Here is a 22,531-nt window from a genome sequence, read left to right on the forward strand (position 1 = left end):
CCGAATGCAAACCTGGCCAAACCCGTTTATTGAACAACGCGCTGACCCGTACATTCTTCATCATGAAGGACAGTACTATTTTATCGCCTCAGTTCCGGAGTATGACCGGCTGGCGATCCGCCGCGCCGACTCGCTGGAAGGGCTGCGCAGCGCGAAAGAGGTCGTGGTCTGGCGCAAGCCCGACAGCGGCCCGATGGGCAATCTGATCTGGGCGCCGGAACTGCACGCTATCGACGGCAAATGGTACATCTACTTCGCGGCTGCCCACACCCAGGCGCTGGACGAGCTGGGCATGTTCCAGCACCGGATGTATGCCCTGGAGTGCACCGACAGCGACCCGCTCACCGGCAAGTGGGTAGAGAAGGGGCAGATCAAAACGCACTTTGATACCTTTGCGCTGGATGCCACCACCTTTGTCCATCAGGGTAAACGCTGGTATCTCTGGGCGCAAAAAGCCCCGGATATCACCGGTAACTCAAACCTTTATCTGTGCGAAATGGAAAACCCATGGACGCTCAAAGGCGACCCGGTGATGCTCAGCAAACCGGAATATGACTGGGAGTGCCGCGGTTTCTGGGTCAACGAAGGTCCGGCGGTGCTGTTCCACGGCGAACGGCTGTTTATCAGCTACTCCGCCAGCGCCACCGATGAAAACTACTGCATGGGACTGCTGTGGATCGACCTCAATGCTGACCCACGTAACCCGGCGAACTGGCATAAATCCCCGCAGCCGGTGTTCACCACCAGCTACGAGAACCGCCAGTACGGACCGGGTCACAACAGCTTTACCCAAACGCCGGAGGGGGAAGACGTGCTGGTTTACCATGCACGCAACTACACCGAAATCGAAGGCGATCCGCTGTACGATCCAAACCGCCACACCCGCCTGAAAACCGTACGCTGGAACGAAAACGGGATGCCCGATTTCGGCATCCCGTCAGCTGATACAGTCTGAAGCCTGCGGCGCGCTGGTTTAGATCAGCGTGCCGTAAATGGTCAGCAGCGCCACAATCACCACCACCACAAAAGAGGTTTTTTTAGCCATCGAAACGGCCGCTTTCGGCGTTGCGATCTTATCCGTGTGCGGCTCGCGGGCCAGGGAGAACTGGGCCAGACGTGTTAACACCAGATATTGCGAGGTGTGGCGATCGCCCAGCGAGGCGAACCATGCCGGCAGGGCTTTCTCGCCGTGGCCGATCAGGGCATACACCACGCCGAACAGCCGCACCGGCAGCCAGTCTACCACGTGCAGGATCGCATCGATGCCGGACTGCAACCGCTCGTGCGGGGTCAGATAACGTGCCAGCCAGCTCTGCCAGGCGCGTAAAAACGCATAGCCCATCAGCAGAACCGGACCCCACGCGCCGCCCACCACAAACCAGAACAATGGCGCCAGATAGAAGCGGAAGTTAATCCACAGCAGCGCATTCTGCAGTTCGCGTAAAAACTCGCGCTCATCGCACTCCGGCGGTACGCCGTGAATTAAGGTCAGCTCGCTGGCCATCGCCCCACGGGCATGGGCGTCACCGTTAGTGGCCGCCTTCAGATAGGCATGGTAGTGCAAACGCACCTTGCCCGCGCCAATACAGAGCACGCCGAGCAGGATCCACACCACCAGCAGCGGCACGTTGAAGAAGAGACCATACAGCGACCGCAGCAGCAGGAATACCACCACCATCACGCCCGCCGTCATCAGCAGTGTGCGAAGCATGGAAAAGTGGCGGATGCGACGAAACAGCACTTCCATCCGATGGTCCAGATGCCAGTGCTCGCCCAGCTTAAACAAACGCTCGGCAATCAACACCAGCAGCATGGTAAATAACGTCATGTCATCTCCTTTTCTGACAGGGCGGTAAGCAGGGTTTTGAATCGTTCCCAGTCAAACGCCGGGCCGGGATCGGTCTTGCGCTGCGGCGCAATATCGCTGTGACCGGTCACGTTGTGGGCAATAGCCGGGTAGAGTGAAATCAGCGTGCGCGTTACCGCAGCCAGTTGCTGATATTGGGCATCGGTGTAGGGCAGCGTATCTGTCCCTTCGAGCTCAATACCGATGGAAAAATCGTTGCAGCGTTCACGCCCCTGATACTGAGAAACGCCCGCATGCCAGGCGCGTTTAGCGAAAGGAACATACTGGACGATCTCGCCGTCACGACGAATCAGACAATGGGCAGAAACGCGCAGGTGGGCAATTTCTGCGAAAAAGGGGTGAGCATCGGGATCGATTGTCCCGGTGAATAACGCGTCAATCCACGGGCCGCCGAACTCGCCGGGCGGCAGGCTGATGTTATGCACAACCAGCAGCGACGGAATTTCATCCTCCGGGCGGCAATCGTGGTGTGGCGAAGGAACACGCCGAGCCTCCACCAGCCAGCCATGTTCTGAGTGCATGCAGGATCTCCTTATATATGGTGCTGATTCCCGGTTCAGAGTAGCATGTTTCAATCTTATGATTCGTTACCAATTTGGAGTTTTAACATGCCGCCACGCCGCTACAACCCCGACCACAGACGTAACGTACTGCTGGAACGTATAAATATGGATATTCCAGCAAGCGTCGCCAATGCGCTGCGCGAAGATCTGGGTGGAGACGTTAACGCAGACAACGACATTACCGCCCAGCTGCTGGCGGAAGATGCCCGTTCCCATGCGGTTGTCATCACCCGTGAAGATGGCGTTTTCTGTGGCAAACGTTGGGTGGAAGAGGTCTTTACGCAACTGGCCGGGGATGGCGTTCAGGTGACGTGGCATGTCGAAGATGGCGACAGCATTGTGGCTAACCAGCCGCTCTTTGAGCTTGAAGGGCCGTCGCGCGTCCTGCTCACCGGTGAACGCACCGCGCTGAACTTTGTCCAGACGCTCTCGGGCGTGGCAAGCGAAGTGCGCAGCTACGTCAACCTGCTGGAAGGCACAAACACCCAACTGCTGGATACGCGCAAAACCCTGCCCGGCCTGCGTACCGCGCTGAAATATGCCGTGCTGTGTGGCGGCGGCGCCAACCATCGCCTGGGGTTGTCCGATGCCTTCCTGATCAAAGAGAACCACATTATCGCCTCCGGCTCCGTTCGCCAGGCGGTGGAAAAAGCCTTCTGGCTGCATCCGGATGTGCCGGTCGAAGTGGAAGTAGAAAGCCTGCAGGAGCTGGAAGACGCACTGAAAGCGGGTGCCGACATCATCATGCTGGATAACTTCGAAACTGAGCAGATGCGTGAGGCCGTGAAGCGTACCAATGGTCAGGCCCGTCTGGAGGTCTCCGGCAACGTGACGCGTGAAACCTTACGTGAATTTGCCGAAACCGGCGTCGACTTCATCTCCGTTGGCGCACTGACTAAACATATTCGCGCCCTCGATCTGTCGATGCGCTTTCGCTAGCTGACTTCAGCCCGGTCTGCCAGGGCCGGGCTCGCCCGATTTACGACCCCTCTCGCAAACCCGCTGCACCACGCTGTAACGTCAACACTCCTCGCTGAATCCTGCTTCCCGAAATGATTTTTGCCGCTCGCTCCTGTTTTGCCGTACTGCCACAGTAGTGCCAGTTCACATAAGGAGAGACTCATGGAAAGACAAAAAGGATTTACCCTCATCGAGCTAATGGTCGTCATCGGCATCGTCGCCATACTCAGCGCCATCGGCATTCCGGCCTATCAGAACTACCTGCGAAAAGCCGCTCTCACCGATATGCTGCAAACCTTCCTGCCCTACCGTACCGCCGTTGAACTTTGCGCGCTCGATCATGGCGGGACAGAAAGCTGCGACGCGGGCGTCAACGGCGTTCCCTCCCCTGCCACCTCCCGCTATGTCTCAGCCATGAGCATTGCCAAGGGTACCGTTACCCTGACGGGTCAGGAGAGCCTGAACGGTCTGGAGGTCGTGATGACGCCGCAATGGAATAATGGCAACGGCATCACCGGCTGGACGCGCGTTTGCACCATTGCCAACGACAGCGCGCTGAAGCAGGCCTGTGAAGAGGTGTTCCGCTTTACGGCTGGCGAGGAGAACGTGCAATGAATTCTGACCAGCTCACCGCGCTGTGTCAGCGTCACAACGCTTTGTTGCTGACCAGCGCCCCGGACAGAGTCACGATTGCAGTGGTCGGTAACCCGCCTGCTGAACTGTTGGAGGCGTTACGTTTCGCGACGCAGAAAAGGATAGATATCGAATGCTGGACCAGCGAGAGAATGGAAAAACACCGGCAAACCGCGTCAGACTCGCATCTGCCTGTGGCCGCCATCTCCACCCGCTCCGCCATTGAGATCCTTAACCGCACCTTGATGCAGGCGATGAGCCAGCGGGCATCGGATATTCACATCGAGCCCGCCGACGAGAGCTGGCAGATCCGGTTACGCATCGACGGCGTGTTGTATCCGCAACAGCCTCTTTCGTCCGAGCTGGGCACTACGCTTATCGCCAGACTGAAGGTGCTGGGCAATCTGGATATCGCCGAGCGGCGCTTACCCCAGGATGGGCAATTTACGGTTGAGCTATCCGGCGCTCCCGTCTCGTTTCGTATTGCTACCCTCCCCTGTCGCAACGGGGAAAAAATCGTGCTGCGGCTTTTGCAGCAGGAGCAGCAGGCGCTCCTGCTGGATCAGCTGGGCATGAGCACCATCCAGCAGCGATTATTCGCCGAAGCGCTGCATAAATCCCAGGGGCTGATTCTGGTGACCGGCCCCACCGGCAGTGGTAAAACCGTTACCCTTTACAGCGCCTTACAGGCCCGGAACACGCCCGCAGTGAACATCTGCAGCGTAGAAGATCCTGTTGAAATCCCGCTCGAGGGGCTAAACCAGACCCCCATAAATCCCCGGGCGGGGTTAACCTTCCAGAGCGTATTGCGCGCATTTTTACGCCAGGATCCAGACATCATCATGGTGGGCGAAATACGCGATGGCGAAACGGCCGAGATCGCCATCAATGCCGCCCAGACCGGCCATCTGGTGCTGTCGACGCTGCATACCAACTCTACCGCCGAAACGCTGGTTCGCCTGCAGCAAATGGGTGTGGCGCGCTGGATGATCTCTTCGGCATTGTCTCTGGTGATCGCCCAGCGGCTGGTACGTCGGCTGTGCCCGCACTGTCGTCAGGAGGCCCGCCGGGATGCCCCTCTGCCCCAGGCGTTGTGGCCTCGTCCGTTGCCGCACTGGCAACCGGTGGGTTGCGACCGCTGCTACCACGGTTTTTATGGCCGGGTGGCAATCTTCGAGGTGATGGTAATCACCCGCGAGCTGCGCACCGCCATTGCCAGCGGAGCGCCGGTGGAAGAGATCGAAAAGCTGGCCCGCCAGACGGGTATGACCACGCTGTTTGAGCATGGCTGCATGGCGGTAGAACAGGGCCACACCACCCTGGAAGAGCTGGTGCAGATGCTGGGCGCGCCGGATGGCAGGTAATCAGCTCTGGCGCTGGCGGGCACTCAGCCCGCAGGGGGAGCGGCAGGCGGGCGCGCTTTGGGCACCCGACAAACAAACGGCATGGGCTATCCTGCATGGCAAAGCGCTCGTTCCCCTGGAACTCAGGCGATGCGCGCAACAGACACGGTGGCAGGCGCAGCATCGCTACGACATTATCCACCAGCTGGCGACACTGCTGCAGGCGGGGTTAACCCTATCGGCAGGGCTGGCGCTTCTGGCGCAGCAGCACCCGGCCAGGCAATGGCAGGCGTTGTTGCAAAGCGTCGCCGACGACCTCAGTGCCGGGTGCGCCTTCTCTGACGCCCTGAAAAAATGGCCGCATGTTTTTCCGCCGCTTTATGTTTCAATGATCAAAACCGGGGAACTGACCGGCAAGCTGGATGAATGTTGTCGCCAGCTCGCGCAGCAGCAAAAAACCCAGCAGCAACTCAGCGCAAAGGTAAAAAAAGCGCTGCGTTATCCGGTGATCATTCTCGGCCTGGCTTTCGCCGTAGTGCTGGCGATGGTCACGCTGGTGCTGCCGGAGTTTGCCGCTATCTATAAAACCTTTAACACCCCATTACCAGGCCTGACCCGGGCAGTGATGGGGCTGGCAAACGTGCTCCAGCAACAGGGAGTGGCGCTGCTGTTCAGCCTGTTGGCGATAACATCCGGCCTGCTGTTTCTTCGCCGCAAACGACGGTGGCGATACGCTACCCAGCGTCTGCTGCTGAACAGCCCGGTGATTGGCCCACTGGTTCGGGGGCAAAAGCTCAGCCAGATATTCACCGTTCTTTCGCTCACGCAGCAGGCGGGCATCGCCTTTATACAAGGGCTGGAAAGTACGGAGGAGACGCTGGAATGCCCCTTCTGGCAGGAGAAATTACAGACGATACGGCATCGCATCATGCAAGGGATGCCCATCTGGTCAGCCCTGAATGAGGCAGAAATTTTTACGCCACTCTGCATTCAGCTGGTACGCACAGGCGAAGCATCGGGCGCGCTGGACACCATGCTGAGCAATCTGGCGCAGCATCATAATGAGCAGACCTTTCAGCAGGCCGACAATTTAGCCTCACTGCTGGAGCCAGTACTGTTGATTGTGACGGGGTTGATTATCGGCACGCTGGTGGTCGCGATGTATCTGCCGATTTTCCATCTGGGGGATGCGATGAGTGCGGGATAACGCTGGCGCGAAAACGCGCCAGCGAGAAGCATTACAGGCTGTTGAAAACGCGGTTTTCCTGCTCCTGAACGCGGATGAAGGTCGTGCGCTTGGTCAGCTCTTTCAGGCGGGATGCCCCCACGTAGGTACATGCTGAACGCAGGCCACCCAGGATATCACGCGCGGTATTCTCAACCGGGCCGCGCAGAGGCAGCTTAACGGTTTTACCTTCCGCGGCACGATACTGCGCAACACCACCTACGTGGCGGTTCATGGCCGATTCTGAGCTCATGCCGTAGAACAGCATGAATTTTTCACCGTTTTCTTCAACAACGGTACCGCCGCTCTCGTCGTGGCCCGCCAGCATACCGCCCAGCATCACGAAGTCTGCGCCGCCGCCGAATGCTTTTGCCACGTCACCCGGCATGGTGCATCCACCGTCACTGATGATTTGGCCACCCAGACCGTGGGCTGCGTCAGCACACTCGATCACTGCTGACAGCTGCGGATAGCCAACGCCGGTTTTTACGCGCGTGGTGCAGACAGAACCCGGACCAATCCCCACTTTCACGATATCTGCCCCGGATAGGATCAGCTCTTCACACATTTCACCGGTAACCACGTTACCTGCGATAATGGTTTTGGTCGGCCAGGCCTGACGCGCCTTGCTGACGAACTGAACGAAGTGCTCAGAATAGCCATTCGCAACATCAATACAGACGAAGTTCAGGTTTGGGTTAGCAATCAGGATCTGTTTCGTTTTTTCGAAATCGGCATCAGAGGTGCCGGTAGATACCATCACATGCTTCAGCACGTTTTCAGATACGGAGCCTGCAAACGCATTCCACTCTTCCACGCTGTAGTGCTTGTGTACAGCGGTCAGAATATCGAAGGAAGCCAGCGCTTTTGCCATCGCAAACGTTCCAACGGTATCCATGTTAGCGGCGATAACGGGTACGCCAGACCAGGTCTGACCGGAATGCTTAAAGGTGAATTGACGTTCAAGTTCAACGTCGGAGCGACTTTTCAGAGTAGAACGTTTAGGGCGGATAAGAACGTCTTTGAAACCTAACTTCAAATCTTCTTCGATACGCATTTGCGGATTCCTGGGGTACTGGGGTAAATGTCGAAAAACGTAACACACAACTCCAGTGACGCTATCATACGCACTAATACCTGTTGCGCAAGACTGCGAAAATCACTTTTTTTACGCTACAATCCTATAAATTTACCTGGTAAAAAGTACGTAAGCAGAGCTTACTCTTTGCTGATAAAAGATTAAATCTTAAGCAGTTGATATCAATAATGAATATTTCCCAGGATTTTATTTAATGGGGTACATCGTTGCATTAACGGGAGGCATTGGCAGTGGCAAAAGCACTGTGGCTGAAGCCTTCTCTCGTCTGGGTATCACGATAATTGATGCCGACATTCTTGCCCGCCAGGTGGTAGAGCCAGGTACACCCGCACTACGCGCTATTGCAGACCATTTCGGCAGCGACATTATTGAGCCTGATGGCACCCTTAATCGTCGAATGCTGCGCGAACGCATTTTCATGCATCCTGAAGAGAAAGCCTGGCTTAACGCCCTGCTTCACCCGCTTATCCAGCAGGAGACGCAGAAACAGATAGCACACGCCACTTCACCCTATGTGCTCTGGGTTGTCCCGCTTCTTGTGGAAAATAATCTCCATGATAAAGCGGATCGGGTACTGGTTGTTGACGTCTCTCCGGCAACACAAATTCAGCGCACCATCGCCCGTGATAACGTCGGGCGTGAACATGCGGAACAAATTCTTGCCGCGCAGGCCACGCGTGAAGCGCGCCTGGCCGTAGCGGATGATGTGATTGATAATAACGGCTCACCGGATGCCATTGCATCGGATGTGGCTCGCCTGCATCAGCAATATCTGGCGCAGGCCGTTTTACAGGAAAAAGCCTAATGCACACCCATGTTCTTTTCGAGCATCCCCTCAACGAGAAAATGCGCACCTGGTTGCGTATCGAATTTTTGATCCAGCAGCTTTCTGGCCTGCTTCCGATTCATGACCACACCTCGGCGCTGCACTTTTTCCGCAACGTGAGCGATCTGCTGGACGTGTTAGAGCGTGGCGAAGTTCGCACAGAATTGCTGAAAGAGCTGGAACGTCAGCAGCGTAAACTGCAGGCCTGGGCGGAAGTGCCGGGGGTGGATAACAGCCGTATCGACAGCCTGCGCCAGCAGCTGAAACACAGCAGCGGCGTATTAATGGCGGCGCCGCGTATCGGCCAGTTTTTGCGTGAAGACCGCCTGGTCGCACTGGTGCGTCAGCGCCTGAGCATTCCCGGCGGCTGCTGCAGTTTCGATTTACCGACCTTGCATATCTGGCTGCATATGCCCCAGGAGCAGCGCGATATGCAGGTGCAAAGCTGGCTGAACAGCCTTGAGCCGCTGAACCAGGCGCTGTCGCTGATCCTGGATTTGATCCGCAATTCAGCGCCATTCCGCAAGCAAACCAGCCTGAATGGATTTTATCAGGATAACGGTGAAGATGCGGATCTCCTGCGCCTGCAGCTCTCCCTTGCCGATCAGCTTTACCCGCAAATTTCAGGCCATAAGAGCCGCTTTGCGATCCGTTTCATGCCGCTCGACAGTGAACATGGTCTGGTGCCGGAACGCCTCGACTTTGAACTGGCGTGCTGCTAAGGAGTTAAGATGTCTGATGTCACCACCGTGAACTGCCCCACCTGTGGCAAGCCCGTTGTCTGGGGCGAACAGAGTCCGTTCCGCCCTTTTTGCAGCAAGCGCTGCCAGCTAATCGATCTGGGCGAGTGGGCTGCGGAAGAGAAACGTATTCCCAGCTCAGGCGATATGTCTGACAGCGATGACTGGAGCGAAAAGCAGCAGTAACATCGCCATGGCCTGCCAGCACCTCGCTCGCAGGCCAGTCAGTCCGCCACTAAACGCGCAATGACAGGCGCATTTGCCGGTGGGAATTTATCGGCATCCAGCGCGTTCAGCGTCACCCAGTTTCCAGGCTGTCCCTCTTTGCCCCAGGGTTCCCCCTCCCAGTTTTCCACCAGCCAGAACCACAGCGTGATATGGCGATCGGGAAAGGTATATTCTAGTTTGTCGAACAGAGTCGCACCGCGCGGCGTGATGCCCACCTCTTCCTGAAGCTCGCGGATAAGCGCCTGTTCCGGGGTCTCGCCGGACTCAATCTTTCCGCCAGGAAACTCCCACTTATTCGCCATGTGCGCATCGGCCGCACGCTGGGTAATAAAGATTTGGTTATCGGAATTACGAATGATCCCGACAGCGATTTGAAGTATTTTCATTGACTTACATCCATAAAAAAGGCGCAGATATCTGCGCCTTTTAAGTGTGTTACAGGCTTAGCTCAGACGGCCATGGCACTGTTTGTATTTTTTACCGGAACCGCACGGGCACGGATCGTTACGACCGACCTTACGCTCACCGGACTGCGCGGCAATCGCGGCAGCGGCGGCTTCTTCATCGTCCTGATGGCTGAGCTGCTGCATCTGAGCCAGACGCTCCGCTTCTTCACGACGCTGCTGTTCCATCTCTTCCACTTCTTCCGGCATGCGCACCTGGACCTTGCTCAGGGTGCTGATCACTTCGTACTTCAGTGATTCAAGCATAGAGGCAAACATCGCAAAGGATTCGCGCTTGTACTCCTGCTTCGGATCTTTTTGCGCATAGCCACGCAGATGAATACCCTGACGCAGATAGTCCATCGCTGCCAGGTGCTCTTTCCACAGGGAGTCCAGGGTTTGCAGCATCACGCCTTTTTCGAAATGACGCATCATCTCGGCGCCAACCACTTCTTCTTTACGCTTATAGACCTCGAGGGCGTTAGCGAAAATACGCTCGCGCAGGGTCTCTTCATGCAGCTCCGGCTCTTTATCCAGCCACTCCTGAATCGGCAGATCCAGGTCGAAGTCGTTTTTCAGACGCGCCTGCAGACCTTCGACATCCCACATCTCTTCCAGAGATTGCGGTGGAATATGGTTATCGATAGTCGCTTTGAAGACATCTTCGCGAATGCTGTTGATGGTTTCACTCACGTCGGAAACGTCCAGCAGTTCGTTACGCTGGGTGTAGATAGCGCGACGCTGGTCGTTCGCCACATCATCGTACTCAAGCAGCTGCTTACGAATATCGAAGTTACGGCTTTCCACTTTACGCTGGGCGTTGGCGATGGCTTTGGTCACCCACGGGTGTTCAATCGCTTCGCCCGGCTTCATACCCAGTTTACGCATCATGCCCGACACACGGTCAGAGGCGAAAATACGCATCAACGCATCTTCCATCGACAGGTAGAAGCGGGATGAACCGGCATCACCCTGACGACCCGCACGGCCACGCAGCTGGTTGTCAATACGACGAGATTCGTGACGCTCAGTACCGATGATGTGCAGACCGCCCGCAGCCAGAACCGCATCGTGACGAACCTGCCAGTCGGCTTTGATCTGCGCGATCTGTTCCGGGGTTGGGTTTTCCAGCGCAGCCACTTCAGCCTGCCAGCTACCGCCCAGCATAATGTCGGTACCACGACCCGCCATGTTGGTGGCGATGGTCACAGCTGCCGGATAGCCCGCCTGGGCAACGATATCGGCCTCTTTAGCGTGGAACTTGGCGTTCAGCACGTTGTGTTTGATACCGGCTTTGGTCAGCTCATTGGAGACCACTTCCGATTTTTCAATGGAGATAGTCCCCACCAGCACCGGCTGGCCTGCAGCGGTACGATCGCGGATATCTTCAATGATGGCCTGAATTTTTTCCGCTTCGGTCATGTAGACCAAGTCCGGCATATCCTTACGGATCATTGGACGGTTGGTTGGAACGACTACGGTATCCAGCTTATAGATGGAGCTGAATTCAAAGGCTTCGGTATCCGCCGTACCGGTCATCCCTGCCAGCTTCTCGTACAGACGGAAGTAGTTCTGGAAGGTAATGGATGCCAGGGTCTGGTTTTCGTTCTGGATATCGACACCTTCTTTGGCTTCAACGGCCTGATGCAGACCGTCGGACCAGCGGCGACCCTGCATGGTACGACCGGTGTGTTCATCGACGATAATGACTTCGCCATCTTTAACGATGTAGTCCACGTCACGGGTAAAGAGCACGTGCGCACGCAGCGCCGCGGTCACGTGGTGCATCAGCATGATGTTGCCTGGGGAGTAGAGTGACTCGCCCTCTTCCATAATGCCCTGGGCAACCAGCAACTCTTCGATCTGCACCAGACCGCGCTCGGTCAGGTTCACCTGACGGGCTTTTTCGTCAACGGAGAAGTGACCTTCACCCTGGAAGGTGTCAGAATCCTCTTTCTCCTGACGGATCAGGTGCGGAATGATTTTATCGACTTTACGATACATCTCGGAGCTGTCTTCAGCCGGGCCAGAGATGATCAGCGGCGTACGCGCTTCGTCGATCAGAATGGAGTCCACCTCATCCACCAGCGCATAGTGCAGCTTACGCTGGACGCGCTCTTCCGGGCTGAAGGCCATGTTGTCACGCAGGTAGTCAAAGCCGTATTCGTTGTTGGTACCGTAGGTGATGTCGGCGTTATAGGCTTCGCGTTTCGCAGGCGCTGGCAAACCAGACATGTTGATCCCGACGGTCATACCGAGGAATTCGAACAGTGGACGGTTGTTTTCGGCGTCACGCTGCGCCAGATAGTCGTTGACGGTCACCACGTGCACGCCTTTACCCGACAGGGCGTTGACGTAGGCAGGCAGGGTCGCGGTCAGGGTTTTACCTTCACCGGTACGCATCTCGGCGATGCAGCGGTCGTTCAGCACCATCCCGCCCAGCAGCTGCACATCGAAATGACGCATGCCAAACACGCGCTTACTCGCTTCACGCACCACGGCGAACGCTTCCGGGATCAGGCTTTCAACGGTTTCACCTTTTTCAAGGCGGGCACGGAATTCAGCGGTTTTGGCTTTCAGCTCTTCATCAGAGAGTTTTTCCATCGCCGGCTCAAGGCTGTTGATGACGCTGACGGCTTTGCGCATGCGGCGCAGGGTACGATCGTTACGACTACCGAAAACTTTAGTTAGTAATTTGATTAACATAATAAATTCTCAAACACCCCATGATGGGCAGTTAAATTAAGGTATTAAACAACGGTTAATTTAGCTGAGGCGTTGAGGTCCGGCGCGGATGCCCTGCACCTGGCTAATCCAGGCGGAGACGGAGAAAGCGGTCTGTGGATAAAATGCGGCAAGCGCGACCTGACGGACGATAACCGGCGGCTTGCTTTGCTGTGTAAGCAGCGTTGTGAGTGTATCGAGCAGCGCCAGATGATGCGCCTGTACCGGGAGAGGCTCATCAACTACGGGTAACGCCTGTGGCGCCATGGCAAAGGAGAGATGCCGGATGACGGTACGAATCGCATGCTGATGCCAGTAATCTACCGTGAAGTTGGGTCGGCGGTTCGCTTCCAGCAGGGCGAGATTCGTGAAATTGACCCGCGTGCTCAGATCGTGGCGGGTGGTAGTGGTCTTTGCCGGATTTGCGGTTTCGGTGTTACTGCTGAGCGCGGGCAGGCCAAGACTCGCCGCGACCATCCCCAGAAGGAGATGCGGCCAGAAGTAACGTCTGCCAAATTGTCGCCAGCGCGTCAGAATTCCGCTCAATTGCCCCACCACAAGTAAATGAACCTTCGGCTCACCGTATGATTTTTATATTTTCGCGCAAAGATAGTAACACTAAAGCCGGGTTGCAGCAGCAGTATTGCGCCACAGAGGAGGTTAAAAATGGTGATGAAATCAGCAAACGCGCCATTGACTACAGCAATATGGGGAAGATAAAAACAAAAACGACTGGTCTCCCTGGCCGGAGAGAGTGCCAGGTCAACCAGTCGAATTTACATAACGGAATTTACCGTTACGCCAGAACCGTGCTCGGTGCTTTGAATGCCAGTGGCAGTTCAGCTTCGTCTTCGAAGGTCACATATTCCCAGGCTTCCTGTTTTGCCAGAACAGCCTGCAACAATTTGTTGTTCAGCGCGTGACCGGATTTATACGCGGTAAACGCACCAATGATGTTGTGACCACACATGAACAGGTCGCCGATTGCATCCAGCATTTTGTGACGAACGAATTCGTCTTCAAAACGCAGGCCGTCTTCGTTCAGTACGCGATAATCGTCAACAACGATGGCACAATCGAAGCTGCCGCCCAGGCACAGGCCGCGGGACTGCAGATATTCGATATCACGCATGAAACCAAACGTACGCGCTCGACTGATCTGACGCATAAACGCATCAGCAGAGAAGTTCATCGCATAGCGCTGGGTGCTGGAATCAATCGCCGGATGATTAAAGTCGATGGTGAAATCCAACGAAAAACCATTAAACGGCTTGAATTCAGCCCATTTGTCGCCATCCTGGACACGAACGGTCTCTTTGATACGTACGAATTTCTTCGCACTGTTCAATTCTTCGATGCCGGCGTCCAACAACAGGTAGACGAACGGTGCAGCACTGCCATCCATAATCGGGATTTCCGGCGCATCGACTTCAACAATAATGTTGTCGATACCCAGACCCGCCAGGGCGGCATTCAGGTGCTCTACGGTAGAGATCCGTACGTCATGCTCATTCACCAGGCAAGTACAGAGCATGGTATCACGCACAGATTTGGCATCAGCCGGGAAATCTACCGGTGGATTCAAGTCGGTGCGACGATAGATGACCCCGGTATTGGCCGGCGCAGGGCGCAACGTCAGGGTGACTTTCTTGCCGGTATGTAAACCGACACCTGTCGCCTGAACGATACGTTTTAATGTCCTTTGTTTGATCATCGTATAATCTCGCCAAGTTACTTATCCAACCGAGAGTGTACATCACTATCGGGCGGCCAGTTTAGCACAAAGAGCGTAAATTCCCTAATTCCAGCTAATTCTTAATCAGCTTGTTTACGCAGGAATGCTGGAATGTCCAGATAATCCGGCTCTTTCTGCGTTTGTGGCGTATTGTCATTCACCACCTTAGCGGCAGGTTTCTGCTCCTGGGTCAATGGTGCCATGCCGTGCGGCTGGTAGCGATCCATCACCGGCTGCTGTGCAGTTTTGTTGGTCACCAGGGTGATCTCAGGACGTTTGTCCATGCCGATACCGGTCGCAACAACCGTTACGCGCAGCTCATCGTTCATTTCCGGATCAAGGGAAGTACCGATTACCACGGTTGCGTTGTCAGACGCGAACGCACGGATGGTGTTACCCACGGTTTCGAACTCATCCAGACGCAGGTCGAAGCCCGCAGTGATGTTAACCAGCACGCCGCGCGCGCCAGAGAGATCGATATCTTCCAGCAGCGGAGAAGAGATCGCCATTTCAGCGGCTTCTTCTGCACGGTCCTCACCTTTCGCCACGCCGGAGCCCATCATCGCGTAGCCCATTTCGGACATCACGGTGCGCACGTCAGCAAAGTCGACGTTCATCAGGCCTGGACGGGTGATCAGCTCGGCAATACCCTGGACTGCGCCTTTCAGGACATCGTTCGCCGCGCCAAAAGCGTCCAGCAGAGAGATGCCACGACCCAGCACTTTCAGCAGTTTGTCGTTTGGAATAGTGATCAGCGAGTCCACATGCTTGGACAGCTCGGTGATACCCTGCTCTGCAAACGCCATACGCTTCTTGCCTTCAAAGTTGAAAGGCTTGGTCACAACGGCAACAGTCAGGATACCTAAATCTTTAGCCACTTCCGCAACAACTGGCGCAGCACCGGTTCCGGTACCACCGCCCATGCCTGCGGCAATAAACACCATGTCTGCACCATCCAGTGCCGCACGCAGTGCTTCACGATCTTCTTCTGCAGCGTTACGGCCGACTTCCGGGTTTGCCCCAGCGCCCAGCCCTTTGGTGATGCCGCCGCCGATCTGAATTGTCTGGCCAACAGCCGTCTTACGCAGTGCCTGCGCATCGGTGTTCACCGCGAAGAATTCAACACCTTCGATGCGCTCGCGCACCATGTGCTCTACAGCATTACCGCCGCCGCCACCGACGCCGATGACTTTAATCACCGCGTCGTTGGTCAGTTCCATAGGTTCAAACATAGTTTCTCTCCGTTTTGTGCCTGTCGCCTGAAACCGTTAATTCTCTCCGGTCTCTTACAAAAATTAAAACTCTTTTCGCAGCCAGGTGTTGATTCGTTTAAACCACGACCCCACCGACGTGCGTTTTTCTACTTCTGCTTCGCCACTAAGATGGGTTTCCTTCCCGTAATGAAGCAAGCCCACTGCCGTTGAGTAATACGGCTCCTGAGCATAATCCGTCAGACCGGTGATGTTCAGCGGTGCCCCAATGCGCACCTGCGTATGGAACACGCGCTGAGCGCAAGCCGCAAGACCTTCAATTTGCGCCGCGCCGCCGGTTAATACAATCCCCGCCGCAAGATGATGTTTAACCCCCTGCTGGCGAAGCTGTTCCTGTAATTGCAAAATCTCTTCGTTCACGAGGTTGAGCAGCTCGGTATAACGCGGCTCAATGACCTCGGCCAACGTCTGGCGCTGCAGGCTGCGCGGCGGACGACCACCGACGCTCGGCACTTCGACGCTCTCATCTTTGCCCACGATGGAGCCCAGCGCACACCCGTGGCGCACTTTAATCGCCTCAGCATCGCTCGGTGGCGTACCAAAGGCATACGCGATATCGCTGGTGACCACATTCCCTGCATAAGGGATAACTTTAGTGTGGCGCAGCGCACCGCCGGTATAGACGGCCATGTCCATAGTACCACCGCCGATATCGACGACACAGACGCCCAGCTCACGTTCGTCTTCGGTCAGCACCGAATAACTTGCCGCCAGACCGGCGAAAATAAGTTGGTCAACTTTCAGACCACAACGTTCCACGGCTTTAACAATGTTCTTCGCCATATCGTTGTGACATGTGATCAAGTGCACTTTTGCCTGCATACGCACGCCTGAAAGTCCTACCGGATTTTTAATGCCTTCCTGATAGTCGATGGCATATTCCTGCGGGATCACATGCAGTACGCGATGCTCATCGCGGACACGCACCGACTTCGCAGTATGCACTACGTTCTCGACGTCTTCCTGCGAGACTTCTTCTTCTGAGATCGGCACCATACCGATCTCGTTCTGGCAGCTGATATGTTTGCCAGAGAGTGCCAGATACACGGAGGAAATCTGGCAATCTGCCATCAGTTCGGCCTGATCGATGGCGCGCTGTACGCATTTCACCACCGACTCGAGGTCGTTTACCCCACCTTTATCCATACCACGGGAGGGGCAGCTGCCCACGCCAATGATATTGACCATACCGTCGGGCAGAACTTCCCCTACTAAAGCAGCAACCTTCGCAGTGCCAATCTCCAGTCCTACTACCAGTTTTCTGTCCGTCGCCTTGATCATTTTTATTCTGCCTGTACCTGAGCCTGATTCTGTTGCTGATTAGGTTCCTCAACCGGGGCCGGGGACCACCCGACCGATGCGCCTGAGTCATAGCGCAAATCAACGTAGCTAATCCTTTTGCCTTCAGCCTGCGCCTGCTGCTGCAGAACGGGATAGAGTTCTACAAAACGTTCCAGACGCTTCATCGTGTCACCCCGCCCCAGGTTCAGCTTAATATCGTTCGTCAGCGTCAACTGCCAGGAACGACGCGCTGTCATTGCAGCCTGTTTCAGGGTAAAACGATCCTTAGCCAGCACTTTCCCCATGCTACGAAAACCTTCCAGCACTTCGTTTTCGCTGCCTTCCGGCCCATACAACATAGGTAAATTTTGCTTGCTGACACGATCGGCCGGGACGCTGAAAGAAACTCCCTCTACGTCAACCATATGCTGATCATTCCAACGCGCAATGGGTACATATTCAACCAGATGAATCTTCAATTCATCAGGCCATTGCTTTCTGACGCTTGCCTGTTTAATCCATGGCAGGCGCTCAATCTGACTCTGAATAATGTTTACATCCTGCGTCATGAAGGTGCCGGGCGATCCTAATGCCAGGATCGACTGACGAATATCATCATTACGCGTGTAGTGACGGTCACCCGTTACTACCAGTTTCGACAGAGGCAGACGTTGTGCATCTTCCATCCAGCCGAGCACCATCCAGCCGCTAACAAACACAGTACACAGCACGGCGAGCAGGAAGGTGATCCCTGCAAGACGCGTTCCATTACTCCGCCGGGAAGTATATTCTTCTTCCTCGTCGCGGTTTCGCGTGTTCAGCGCAGCCTGAGACATATCAGCCCGCCTGATCCAGAATGCGAACCACCAGCTGCGAGAAGCTCATTCCCGCCTGGCGAGCCGCCATCGGCACCAGACTGTGGCTTGTCATACCCGGTGAGGTATTGGCTTCCAGCAGATAAAACTGCCCGTCGCTATCCTGCATCACGTCAATCCGTCCCCAGCCACGGCAGCCAAGTACATGCCAGGCTTTAAGCACCAGAGCATTTAAAATGGCTTCACGCTCCGCTTCCAGACCACTTGGGCAGAAATATTGCGTCTCATCAGAGAGATACTTCGCCTCATAATCATAGAAGGTTCCGGCAGGTTGGATACGAATTGACGGTAAAATTTCTTCACCGAGCATCGCAACGGTAAATTCCGGTCCGCTTAGCCATTTTTCCACCAGAACTTCTTCATCATGTTGAAATGCCAGCGCTAATGCAGATGATATATCGTCAGCTTTGTCTACTTTAGACATTCCTACGCTTGAGCCTTCACGGCTGGGCTTAACGATCACCGGTAAACCCAGGGCAGCAATACGATCGCTCACGCTTTCGGCAAGGCCCTGCTCAAATTCACGACGGGTCAATGCCACCCACGGCGCAACCGGTAAGCCGGCGCCCTGCCAGAGCAGTTTGCTGCGCAGTTTGTCCATGGAGATGGCCGACGCCATCACGCCGCTGCCGGTATAAGGCAGGCCGATGATATCCAGCAAGCCCTGCAACGTGCCATCTTCCCCGCCGCGACCGTGCAGCGCGATAAACACTTTGTCAAAACCCATCTCTTTCAGGCGCGTCACGTCGGTCTCTTTCGGATCGACCAGGTGCGCATCAACGTCACCTTCCCGCAGCCCTGCCAGCACCGCGGCGCCGGAATTCAGGGAGACCTCGCGCTCAGCCGAGATGCCGCCAGCGAGGACCGCAATCTTATCAGCCATGGCGCTCTTCCTCCGAAATTTGCGGCTTAAGTTTGATTTCGGCCAGTGTACGGGCGATTTTGCCGATATTTCCTGCCCCCTGCACCAGAATCAAATCATTGCCGGTCAATACCGGGGCAAGCATGGCTGCCGCCTGGGCATGATCGGAGACCAGAATCGGGTCGACCTTGCCGCGACCACGAATGGTACGGCACAGCGAACGGCTGTCGGCACCCGGAATCGCCGTCTCACCCGCTGAGTACACTTCCAGCATCAGCAACGTATCAACCTGTGAGAGCACATTAGCGAAATCGTCGTATAAGTCACGGGTACGGGTGTAACGGTGTGGCTGGAACAGCATAACCAGATTTTTGTCCGGCCAGCCCGCGCGCGCCGCTTTGATCGTGGCATCCACTTCTGTCGGGTGATGCCCGTAGTCATCCACCAGCATTGCGGTGCCGCTTTTGCCGTTAACCTCATCCAGCGGAAACTCGCCGAGGAAATCAAAACGGCGCCCGGTTCCCTGGAAGCTTTCCAGCGCCCGCAGAATCGCCTCGTCGTCAATGCCTTCCTCTGTGGCGACCGCAACGGCTGCCGCAGCATTAAGGGCGTTATGGCGCCCTGGCGCGTTAAGCGTTACCTGCAGCAGTTCTTTATCCTGACGCGCCAGGGTGAAATGCCCCTGCGCACCAATCTGTTTGAAACTCTCTATGCGGACATCAGCATCTTCGCTGAAACCGTATGTGGTGATCTGACGTCCGACACGCGGCAGCAGCTCGCGGATCACCGGATCGTCAACGCACATGACCGCACGTCCATAAAACGGCAGGTTGTGCAAAAAGTTTATAAAGGTTTGCTTTAAATTTTCGAAGTCGCCCTGGTAGGTATCCATATGGTCGGCTTCGATGTTGGTCACAATCGCCACCATCGGCTGCAAATGCAGGAACGAGGCGTCGCTCTCATCCGCTTCCGCGATGAGATAACGGCTGTGCCCCAGGCGAGCATGCACGCCCGCCGCTTTGACCAGGCCGCCGTTAACGAAGGTCGGATCGAGACCCGCTTCGGCATAAATACTGGAGACCATCGCCGTAGTGGTGGTTTTACCGTGCGTACCGGCAATGGCGATGCCGTGACGAAAACGCATCAGCTCGGCCAGCATCTCCGCGCGGCGGATCACCGGGATACGCGCTTCATGTGCGGCAACGATTTCCGGGTTATCGGCGGGAATGGCGCTGGAGACCACGACCACGCTCGCATCAAGCACGTTTTCCGGGCGGTGATTAAAATAGATGGTCGCACCCAGCGACGCCAACTGTTGCGTAACAGGGTTCGGCGCCAGATCGGACCCGCTGATCTGGTAGCCTTCATTTGCCAGCACCTCGGCAATACCGCCCATACCGGCGCCGCCGATGCCAACAAAGTGAATGTGCCGGACGCGACGCATCTCGGGCACGATTGAACGCAGTTTCGCCAGTTGTTGTGTATTCATTCTCTAAACGCCATCGACTACTTCAAAAAAATCGTGCAGCGCAACACGCGCTGCGAGGGTTACGCCTGGGCTGCCAGGCTCACTTCTTTCGCCACCCGCTCCGTTGCATCCGGGATCGCGGCGGCACGTGCGTGCTGCGCCATCGCCAGTAATGTCTCCCGGTCCCAGCCCGCCAGGGTGGTGGCGACCGCGTCGGCGGTAAACTGCGGCTGTTCAAAAATTTTCGCGGCGCCAGCTTTCTCAAGCGGCAGCGCATTCCAGTACTGCTGACGATCTTTGTGCTGGAACGGCACAAACAGCGCCGGCAGACCAGCGGCGGCGATCTCGCTCACCGTCAGCGCGCCGGAGCGGCATACCACGACATCGGCCCAGGCATACGCTGCCGCCATGTCGTCGATAAATTCGGTCACTTTATGCTGCGGCTGTCCGGCTTCGGCATAGGCTTGCTCTACCGTTTGCTGCGCGCCTTTTCCGCTTTGATGCCAGATGGTCACAGCGCTGCCGAGCTTCGCCGCAACCTGCGGCAGCGTCTGGTTCAGCACGCGCGCGCCCTGAGAGCCCCCCACGACCAGCACCCGCACCGGCCCTTCACGGCCAACGAGTCGCTCCTGCGGCAATGGCAGGGCCAGCACATCAACACGCACCGGGTTGCCTACCACGTCGGCTTTCGGGAATGCCCCTGGAAAAGCCTGCATCACTTTACTGGCAATTTTCGCCAGCCATTTATTGGTGAGGCCCGCGATACCGTTCTGCTCGTGGAGCACAACCGGAATACCGAGCGACCACGCCGCCAGCCCGCCAGGACCGGAGACATAACCGCCCATCCCCAGCACCACGTCCGGCTTAAAACGCTTCATGATCGCCCGCGCCTGACGCCAGGCGTTGAAAATACGCACCGGCGCCAGCAGCAACGCTTTGATCCCCTTGCCGCGCAGCCCGGAGATACGAATAAAGTCGATCTCAATCCCGTGCTTCGGCACCAGATCGGCCTCCATGCGGTCGGCGGTTCCCAGCCAGCGTACCTGCCAGCCCTGATCCATTAAATGGTGCGCAACCGCGAGCCCGGGGAACACATGTCCGCCAGTACCGCCCGCCATCACCATTAACCGCTTCGGTTGATTCATCGTGAACCTCGTGTAAACGCCTGGGCATTTTCCAGACGCGTTTCATAATCTATGCGTAACAAGAACATAATGGCGGTCGACATGATCAACAGACTCGAACCACCGTAACTGATTAACGGCAACGTCAGACCTTTGGTTGGCAGCATACCTGCTGCGGCACCTACGTTAACCAGCGCCTGGAAGCTAAACCAGATCCCGATTGAGCAGGCTAAAAAGCCTGAAAAACGGTGATCGATAACCAGCGCTTTTCGGCCAATCGACATCGCACGGAAAGCGACGAAGAATACCATTAATAGCGCTAATACCACACCGATATAACCCAGTTCTTCCCCAATAATGGAGAAGATGAAGTCGGTATGCGCTTCGGGTAAATATTCCAGTTTCTGGACCGAGTTCCCCAGCCCCTGGCCCCACATTTCACCGCGGCCAAAGGCCATCAATGACTGTGTCAGCTGATAACCGCTGCCGAACGGATCTTCCCAAGGGTTCCAGAAAGAGGTCACGCGGCGGATACGATACGGCTCGGCGAGGATCAGCAGCACGACCGCGGAGATCCCCATTCCGATGATGGCGATGAACTGCCACAGTTTCGCCCCCGCCAGGAACAGCATCGCCAGCGTGGTGACGAACAGTACCACCACGGTCCCGAGGTCCGGCTGGGCCAGCAGCAGTACCGCCAGCACCAGAATCACGCCCATGGGTTTTAAGAAGCCGCGCAGGTTGTTACGCACCTCATCCACCTTACGCACCAGGTAGTTGGCGAGATAGCAGAAGAGCGACAACTTGGTAAATTCCGCTGGCTGAATACGCAGCGGGCCAAAGGCAATCCAGCGCGATGCCCCGTTTACCGAGCTTCCGACCACCAGCACGATCAGCAGCATCACGATCGAGGCGATGAGCATGGCGGTACTGTGGCGCTGCCAGAACGCCATCGGCAGACGTAACGTCACCATCGCCAGACAGAACGCCAGGATGATGTAGAGCCCGTCGCGCTTGGCAAACAGGAAAGGATCGTTCGCCAGACGTTGCCCAACAGGCATCGATGCCGAGGTCACCATAATAAAACCAATCGCCGCCAGCCCCAGCGTGAGCCAGAGCAGCATGCGGTCGTACATCACCAGGCTATCGGAGTCTTTATCCCGGGAGCCCATGACCCAGCCTTTTAATGCCGACGAGATCCAGACCAGGATGCCAAATCCTGGCAGGCGCGGCATTTTTGGGCGAGGGAGAGAGAAACGCACCA

General features: G+C 56.2%; 22 protein-coding genes. 8 read left to right on the forward strand and 14 right to left on the reverse strand.

Annotation, left to right across the window (positions count from 1 at the left end):
* The first annotated feature begins 4 nt into the window (after positions 1–4).
* Positions 5–955, forward strand: a complete 951-nt coding sequence (locus tag DVA43_RS13945; RefSeq protein WP_114315883.1) for a family 43 glycosylhydrolase — start codon at positions 5–7, stop codon at positions 953–955.
* An 18-nt stretch (positions 956–973) separates the two neighbouring features.
* Here the strand turns inward: DVA43_RS13945 and ampE are convergent, their stop codons facing one another.
* Both ampE and ampD read right to left on the reverse strand, forming a co-directional pair.
* Positions 974–1,828: a beta-lactamase regulator AmpE gene (ampE, locus tag DVA43_RS13950; protein WP_103823264.1), complete on the reverse strand. Its 855-nt coding sequence runs from the start codon at positions 1,826–1,828 to the stop codon at positions 974–976.
* Positions 1,825–2,388 (reverse strand): 1,6-anhydro-N-acetylmuramyl-L-alanine amidase AmpD, encoded by a 564-nt coding sequence (ampD, locus tag DVA43_RS13955; RefSeq protein ID WP_114315884.1) that lies wholly within the window; start codon positions 2,386–2,388, stop codon positions 1,825–1,827. The genes ampE and ampD overlap by 4 nt, the downstream gene beginning before the upstream one ends.
* Before the next feature lie 87 nt (positions 2,389–2,475).
* Between ampD and nadC the strand changes: the two genes are divergently transcribed.
* From nadC to hofC, 4 genes are all read left to right on the forward strand, one after another.
* A complete protein-coding gene (gene nadC, locus DVA43_RS13960) occupies positions 2,476–3,369 on the forward strand; it encodes a carboxylating nicotinate-nucleotide diphosphorylase (RefSeq protein WP_114315885.1) in 894 nt (297 codons plus the stop codon).
* Positions 3,370–3,552: 183 nt separating this feature from the next.
* A complete protein-coding gene (ppdD, locus tag DVA43_RS13965; RefSeq protein WP_114315886.1) occupies positions 3,553–4,005 on the forward strand; it encodes a prepilin peptidase-dependent pilin in 453 nt (150 codons plus the stop codon).
* Positions 4,002–5,387: a type II secretion system protein GspE gene (gene gspE, locus DVA43_RS13970; RefSeq protein ID WP_114315887.1), complete on the forward strand. Its 1,386-nt coding sequence runs from the start codon at positions 4,002–4,004 to the stop codon at positions 5,385–5,387. The genes ppdD and gspE overlap by 4 nt, the downstream gene beginning before the upstream one ends.
* Positions 5,377–6,573: a protein transport protein HofC gene (gene hofC, locus DVA43_RS13975; RefSeq protein ID WP_114315888.1), complete on the forward strand. Its 1,197-nt coding sequence runs from the start codon at positions 5,377–5,379 to the stop codon at positions 6,571–6,573. The genes gspE and hofC overlap by 11 nt, the downstream gene beginning before the upstream one ends.
* A 31-nt stretch (positions 6,574–6,604) precedes the next feature.
* Here the strand turns inward: hofC and DVA43_RS13980 are convergent, their stop codons facing one another.
* A complete protein-coding gene (locus tag DVA43_RS13980; RefSeq protein WP_103823258.1) occupies positions 6,605–7,648 on the reverse strand; it encodes a GMP reductase in 1,044 nt (347 codons plus the stop codon).
* Positions 7,649–7,883: 235 nt separating this feature from the next.
* On the opposite strand from DVA43_RS13980, the gene coaE reads away from it, so the two are divergent.
* From coaE to yacG, 3 genes are read left to right on the forward strand one after another with little or no spacing between them, the layout of a single operon-like run.
* Entirely contained in the window at positions 7,884–8,495 is a 612-nt protein-coding gene (coaE, locus tag DVA43_RS13985) for a dephospho-CoA kinase (protein WP_114315889.1), read from the forward strand.
* Entirely contained in the window at positions 8,495–9,238 is a 744-nt protein-coding gene (zapD, locus tag DVA43_RS13990; RefSeq protein WP_114315890.1) for a cell division protein ZapD, read from the forward strand. The genes coaE and zapD overlap by 1 nt, the downstream gene beginning before the upstream one ends.
* A gap of 9 nt (positions 9,239–9,247) precedes the next feature.
* Positions 9,248–9,442, forward strand: a complete 195-nt coding sequence (yacG, locus tag DVA43_RS13995) for a DNA gyrase inhibitor YacG (RefSeq protein ID WP_114315891.1) — start codon at positions 9,248–9,250, stop codon at positions 9,440–9,442.
* Positions 9,443–9,480: 38 nt separating this feature from the next.
* On the opposite strand, the gene mutT is transcribed toward yacG, so the two are convergent.
* From mutT to ftsW, 11 genes are all read right to left on the reverse strand, one after another.
* Positions 9,481–9,870, reverse strand: coding sequence for an 8-oxo-dGTP diphosphatase MutT (gene mutT / locus DVA43_RS14000; RefSeq protein ID WP_103178278.1), 390 nt, complete (start codon positions 9,868–9,870; stop codon positions 9,481–9,483).
* A gap of 57 nt (positions 9,871–9,927) precedes the next feature.
* Positions 9,928–12,633 carry a preprotein translocase subunit SecA gene (secA, locus tag DVA43_RS14005; RefSeq protein ID WP_114315892.1) on the reverse strand — a complete coding sequence of 902 codons (2,706 nt, stop codon included), beginning with the start codon at positions 12,631–12,633 and terminating at the stop codon, positions 9,928–9,930.
* Between the two features lie 60 nt (positions 12,634–12,693).
* The gene (secM, locus tag DVA43_RS14010) at positions 12,694–13,197 is read right to left on the reverse strand and encodes a secA translation cis-regulator SecM (protein WP_114315893.1); all 504 of its coding nucleotides are present in this window, start codon (positions 13,195–13,197) and stop codon (positions 12,694–12,696) included.
* Positions 13,198–13,447: 250 nt separating this feature from the next.
* Positions 13,448–14,365, reverse strand: coding sequence for a UDP-3-O-acyl-N-acetylglucosamine deacetylase (gene lpxC / locus DVA43_RS14015; protein WP_103178276.1), 918 nt, complete (start codon positions 14,363–14,365; stop codon positions 13,448–13,450).
* A 101-nt stretch (positions 14,366–14,466) separates the two neighbouring features.
* Positions 14,467–15,618, reverse strand: coding sequence for a cell division protein FtsZ (gene ftsZ, locus DVA43_RS14020; protein WP_103178275.1), 1,152 nt, complete (start codon positions 15,616–15,618; stop codon positions 14,467–14,469).
* Positions 15,619–15,681: 63 nt separating this feature from the next.
* Entirely contained in the window at positions 15,682–16,938 is a 1,257-nt protein-coding gene (ftsA, locus tag DVA43_RS14025) for a cell division protein FtsA (protein ID WP_103178274.1), read from the reverse strand.
* A gap of 2 nt (positions 16,939–16,940) precedes the next feature.
* Complete coding sequence (gene ftsQ, locus DVA43_RS14030) at positions 16,941–17,774, reverse strand: cell division protein FtsQ (RefSeq protein WP_114315894.1); 834 nt, start codon at positions 17,772–17,774, stop codon at positions 16,941–16,943.
* A gap of 1 nt (position 17,775) precedes the next feature.
* Complete coding sequence (locus DVA43_RS14035) at positions 17,776–18,696, reverse strand: D-alanine--D-alanine ligase (protein WP_114315895.1); 921 nt, start codon at positions 18,694–18,696, stop codon at positions 17,776–17,778.
* Complete coding sequence (gene murC, locus DVA43_RS14040) at positions 18,689–20,164, reverse strand: UDP-N-acetylmuramate--L-alanine ligase (protein ID WP_114315896.1); 1,476 nt, start codon at positions 20,162–20,164, stop codon at positions 18,689–18,691. Before murC ends, DVA43_RS14035 begins: the two co-directional genes overlap by 8 nt.
* Before the next feature lie 59 nt (positions 20,165–20,223).
* Positions 20,224–21,288, reverse strand: a complete 1,065-nt coding sequence (murG, locus tag DVA43_RS14045; RefSeq protein ID WP_103823248.1) for an undecaprenyldiphospho-muramoylpentapeptide beta-N-acetylglucosaminyltransferase — start codon at positions 21,286–21,288, stop codon at positions 20,224–20,226.
* Positions 21,285–22,529: a cell division protein FtsW gene (gene ftsW, locus DVA43_RS14050; RefSeq protein ID WP_039030375.1), complete on the reverse strand. Its 1,245-nt coding sequence runs from the start codon at positions 22,527–22,529 to the stop codon at positions 21,285–21,287. Before ftsW ends, murG begins: the two co-directional genes overlap by 4 nt.
* Positions 22,530–22,531 lie beyond the last annotated feature (2 nt).

It is taken from the genome of Leclercia sp. W6 (genome assembly GCF_003336345.1).
Classification (GTDB): Bacteria; Pseudomonadota; Gammaproteobacteria; order Enterobacterales; family Enterobacteriaceae; genus Enterobacter.